Source organism: Mesorhizobium sp. (assembly GCF_024509055.1).
Classification (GTDB): domain Bacteria; phylum Pseudomonadota; class Alphaproteobacteria; order Rhizobiales; family Rhizobiaceae; genus Mesorhizobium.
Genome location: NZ_JANINM010000118.1, coordinates 1 through 4,492 on the forward strand (window position 1 = coordinate 1; position 4,492 = coordinate 4,492).

Annotated in this window: 6 protein-coding genes; all 6 read left to right on the top strand. The window is 64.9% G+C overall.

Annotated elements, in window-relative coordinates; genetic code table 11:
* On the top strand, nt 1–287 hold a 287-nt coding region (locus Q0L57_RS06685; RefSeq protein ID WP_296739825.1), incomplete at its 5' end, for a helix-turn-helix domain-containing protein.
* 199 nt (nt 288–486) lie between these two features.
* Nucleotides 487–1,605: a DNA polymerase III subunit beta gene (gene dnaN / locus Q0L57_RS06690; RefSeq protein WP_296739828.1), complete on the top strand. Its 1,119-nt coding sequence runs from the start codon at nt 487–489 to the stop codon at nt 1,603–1,605.
* A gap of 83 nt (nt 1,606–1,688) precedes the next feature.
* Nucleotides 1,689–2,849 carry a DNA replication/repair protein RecF gene (recF, locus tag Q0L57_RS06695; protein WP_296739830.1) on the top strand — a complete coding sequence of 387 codons (1,161 nt, stop codon included), beginning with the start codon at nt 1,689–1,691 and terminating at the stop codon, nt 2,847–2,849.
* A gap of 70 nt (nt 2,850–2,919) precedes the next feature.
* Complete coding sequence (locus Q0L57_RS06700) at nt 2,920–3,675, top strand: molybdopterin-synthase adenylyltransferase MoeB (RefSeq protein WP_296739832.1); 756 nt, start codon at nt 2,920–2,922, stop codon at nt 3,673–3,675.
* Between the two features lie 4 nt (nt 3,676–3,679).
* Nucleotides 3,680–4,168, top strand: a complete 489-nt coding sequence (locus tag Q0L57_RS06705; protein WP_296739835.1) for a GNAT family N-acetyltransferase — start codon at nt 3,680–3,682, stop codon at nt 4,166–4,168.
* A partial coding sequence (locus Q0L57_RS06710) for an aconitase X (RefSeq protein ID WP_296739837.1) occupies nt 4,165–4,492 on the top strand: 328 nt, incomplete at its 3' end. The genes Q0L57_RS06705 and Q0L57_RS06710, both read left to right, overlap by 4 nt.

Genomic DNA, 4,492 nt, shown 5'->3' on the forward strand with positions numbered 1-4,492 from the left:
GCATCGAGGACATCCAGCGCATCGTGGCGCGCCACTACAACGTGTCGAAGACGGAACTGCTCTCCAACCGACGCACCCGCACGATCGTCAAGCCGCGGCAGGTGGCGATGTACCTCTCGAAGGTGATGACGCCGCGCTCGTTGCCGGAGATCGGCCGGCGTTTCGGAGGCCGCGACCACACCACGGTGCTGCATGCCGTGCGCAAGATCGAGGATCTGTCAGGTGCCGACAACACGCTGGCACAAGAACTCGAACTGCTCAGAAGGCTGATCAACGAGCAGGCCTGAAGCGGTCACAAAAGTGCCGGCGGCGCGCTTCGCCGGCTTTATCCCCAGAAAGCCCGCGCTGCCGGCCGGAACCGGTGCCGCGGGCTTGCGTTTACGGGCTTTTTACTGTCAGCTTACACAGATTCTGAGCCTTTCAGAGCTTTCGCGGGACGCCGCTGCCTGGTGACCCGTTCATTCATTGAAGCGAGCCTGTTTCGTCATGCGTGTTATCCTGGAACGGTCAAATCTCCTGAAGTCCCTCAATCACGTCCATCGCGTGGTCGAGCGGCGCAACACCATACCGATCCTGTCGAATGTGTTGCTCAGCGCCGAGGGCGCCAGCCTGGAGATGAAAGCCACCGACCTTGACCTTGAGGTGACCGAAGCGACGCCCGCCAAGGTCGAGCGCGGCGGGGCGACGACGGTTCCGGCGCATCTGCTCTACGACATAGTGCGCAAGCTGGCCGACGGCGCCGAGGTGATGCTGAAGACCGATGAGGACGGCAATGCGATGACGGTTACGTCAGGCCGTTCCAGCTTCCGCCTGCAGTGCCTGCCGCAGTCCGATTTCCCGGAACTTTCGGCCGGCTCCTTCTCGCATATCTTCCGGCTGGAATCGGCGGCGCTCAAGGGCCTGATCGACAAGACCCAGTTCGCCATCTCGACCGAAGAGACGCGCTACTATCTCAACGGCATCTTCCTCCACACGCATGAAGTCGGCGGCAAGCTGAAGCTGCGCTCGGTCGCGACCGACGGCCACCGGCTGGCGCGCGCCGAGATCGACGCGCCGGCGGGATCGGAAGGGATGCCCGGCATCATCATTCCGCGCAAGACGGTGAGCGAGCTGCAGAAGCTGGTCGACGACCCGGACGTGGCGGTGACGACGGAGCTGTCTGACACCAAGATCCGCTTCACCATCGGCAGCGTCATCCTGACATCGAAGCTGATTGACGGCACCTTCCCGGATTACCAGCGCGTCATTCCGACCGGCAACGACAAGAAGCTGATCATCGACCGACAGAGCTTTGCCGCCGCAGTCGATCGCGTCTCGACGATTTCCTCCGAGCGCGGCCGCGCGGTGAAGCTGTCGATCAACGACGGCCAGCTGACGCTCGCTGTCAACAACCCGGATTCGGGCAGCGCAACAGAGGAACTAGCGGCCGACTATTCGTCGGATCCGATCGAGATCGGCTTCAACGCCAAATATCTGCTTGATGTCGCCGCCCAGCTCACAGGCTCGGAAGCGAAGTTCATGCTGGCCGATGCCGGCTCGCCGACGCTGATACACGACATGGCCGACGAGACCGCGCTCTACGTCCTGATGCCGATGCGGGTGTAGGCTTTTTCAGTTTGTTTCAATGCAGTTCCGGGCGGAAAGCCGTTTCTTTCCGGGTACTGCCCTAGCGGGCCTGACATGTCGCCGTGACCGAGGATGCCAAACAACTTCGGCAGCAGAGCTATTTAAGTAAGCTTACACTTACTAACTTCCGCAACTATGCGGCGCTTTCGCTCGACCTTGCGCCCGGCGCCGTCGTCCTGTCCGGCGACAATGGCGCGGGCAAGACCAACCTGCTTGAGGCGATCTCGCTGCTGACGCCGGGACGCGGGCTGCGCCGCGCTCCTTATGGCGACGTGGCGCGCGAGGGAGGCGATGGCGGCTTTGCGCTGCACGCACGCGTCGAGGGACCGGAAGGCCAGGCGGAGATCGGTACCGGCGTTTCGGGCGGCGATGCAGCGGGAGAAGGCGGCCGACGCGTACGCATCAACGGCGCGCCGGCGCGATCGGCCGAGGATATGCTGGAATGGCTGCGGATCGTCTGGCTGACGCCGGCAATGGATGGGCTGTTTCCCGGACCGGCCGGCGACCGTCGACGCTTCCTCGACCGCCTGGTCCTGGCGATCGACCCAAGCCACGGCCAGAGGGCGCTCGACTACGAGAAGGCGATGCGCGGCCGTAACCGTTTGCTTACGGAAGGTTCGCGCGACGGCGCCTGGTTCGACGCGATCGAGACCCAGATGGCCGAGACCGGCGTCGCGATAGCCGCGGCACGGACCGAACTGGTGCGACTGCTGGCCGCCATGATCGATAAGCTGCCCGGCAGCGGGCCATTCCCGCAGGCTGACATTAGTCTCGCCGGCGAGTTGGAGAATGAGCTCGGTGTGACGCCGGCGGTCGACGTCGAGGAGCGGTTCCGCGCGGCGCTTGCCCGCGGCCGCGAGCGCGACCGGGCCGCGGGCCGCACGCTCGACGGACCGCACCGTTCCGACCTCGTCGTGCGGCATCGACCCAAGTCGATGCCGGCCGAGCTCTGCTCGACCGGCGAGCAGAAGGCATTGCTTGTCGGCATCGTGCTTTCACATGCGAGGCTGACCGGCGAGATGTCTGGCCTGACGCCGATCCTCCTCCTGGACGAGATCGCCGCGCATCTGGACAGCGGCCGGCGCGCCGCGCTGTTTTCCATCCTCGAGGATCTGAACTGCCAGGCCTTCATGACCGGGACCGATGCCGCCTTGTTTTCCAGTCTCGTCGGGCGTGCGCAATTCCTGACGGTCGACCACGGCAGCATCGGGCTGACGACCTGACCCTCGAGGGGCAGGCGCGTAGGATTCGACCATGCATGACAAGGCTGTACGGCAGTTATAAGGTCCGGCCATGACCAATGCCGCCCTCACGGACGAAGAGCTGGAACGCTATGCCCGCCACATCGTGCTGGCCGAGATCGGCGGCGCCGGCCAGCAGAAGCTGAAACGCGCACGCGTGCTGGTGATCGGCGCCGGCGGCCTGGGCGCGCCGGTGCTCGAATATCTTGCCGCGGCCGGCGTCGGCACGCTGGGCATCGTCGACGACGACACGGTCTCGCTCTCCAACCTGCAGCGGCAGGTAATCCATGGAACCGATACGATCGGCATGGCGAAGACCGACAGCGCAGCGGCGGCAGTGAAGCGCATCAATCCAAACGTCACAGCGGAGGTGCATCGGCTCAGACTGACGGCGAAAGACGCCCCCGCCCTTGTCGCCCGTTACGATATCGTCGTGGATGGTTCCGACAATTTCGACACGCGCTACGCGGTCGCCGATGCTTGCGTGCTGGAGGAGAAACCCCTCGTCACGGCCGCCGTTGGCCGCTTCGACGGCTCGGTGACGGTGCTCAAACCTTTCGAAACGGGTGCCGGTGGCACGCGGAACCCGAGCTACCGCGACCTTTTTCCGGAAGCGCCGCCAGAGGGCCTGGTGCCGTCCTGCGCCGTCGCAGGCGTCGTCGGGGCGCTGACCGGCGTCATCGGCACGCTGCAGGCGATGGAAGCGATCAAGCTCATCACCGGCGCGGGCGAGCCGCTGGTCGGTCGGTTGCTGCTCTACGACGCGCTGACCGCCCGCTTCGATACCATCCGCTACAAGGCTGGCTGAACGCATGGACCAGACCGCTGCCGTCTTCATCACCGAGCTTCCATCGGATTTCGCGCGGTGGGACGACCTGCTGGCGCTTATCCGGCGCGCCTTCGCTTATATGGACGGCGTCATAGACCCGCCCTCCTCAGCGCATCTGCTGACCGTCGAGAGCCTCAGGCGCAAGGCAGGTCAAGAGACGGTGCTGCTCGCGGTCGAGGGCGACTGGATCGTCGGCTGCGTCTTTGCGCTGGAGAGAGCCACCGATTTCTACGTCGGCAAGCTTGCTGTCGAACCCGGCCGCCAAGGTCAAGGCATAGGCGGGCGGCTGATGCGGGCCATTGAGGATCTTGCACGCCGGCACGGCAAGAGGGCCATCGAATTGCAGACGCGCATCGAGCTTGTCGCAAACCATGAAAGCTTTGCCCGGTTCGGCTTTTGCGAGACGGAACGCACGGCGCATGAAGGCTTTGACCGGCCGACCTCGATCACCATGCGCAAGGTGCTGTCATGAGCCTCATGCTCAGCCCGGAGGAACAAGCAGTCGCCGCAGGCAAGGATGGTGCGGCGATGGCCATGCGCATCGTCGCCGACAGCGCGCGCCTGCTCGGCGCGCCGCGCCTGATCCCGATCGCGTCGGCGCATATCGACGGCGCGCTCTATCACGGCGATTCCGGCACGCTGTTCGCCGAGAGGCTGGTCGAAGGCGGCGCCAAGGTCATGGTGCGCTCGACGCTCAATGTCGGCGCGCTTGACCTCATGGGCTGCTCGCGCATCCGTCTTGAAGAGCCGCAGCGCGGCATGGCGCGGCGGATGATGGAGGCCTATCGCAAGCTCG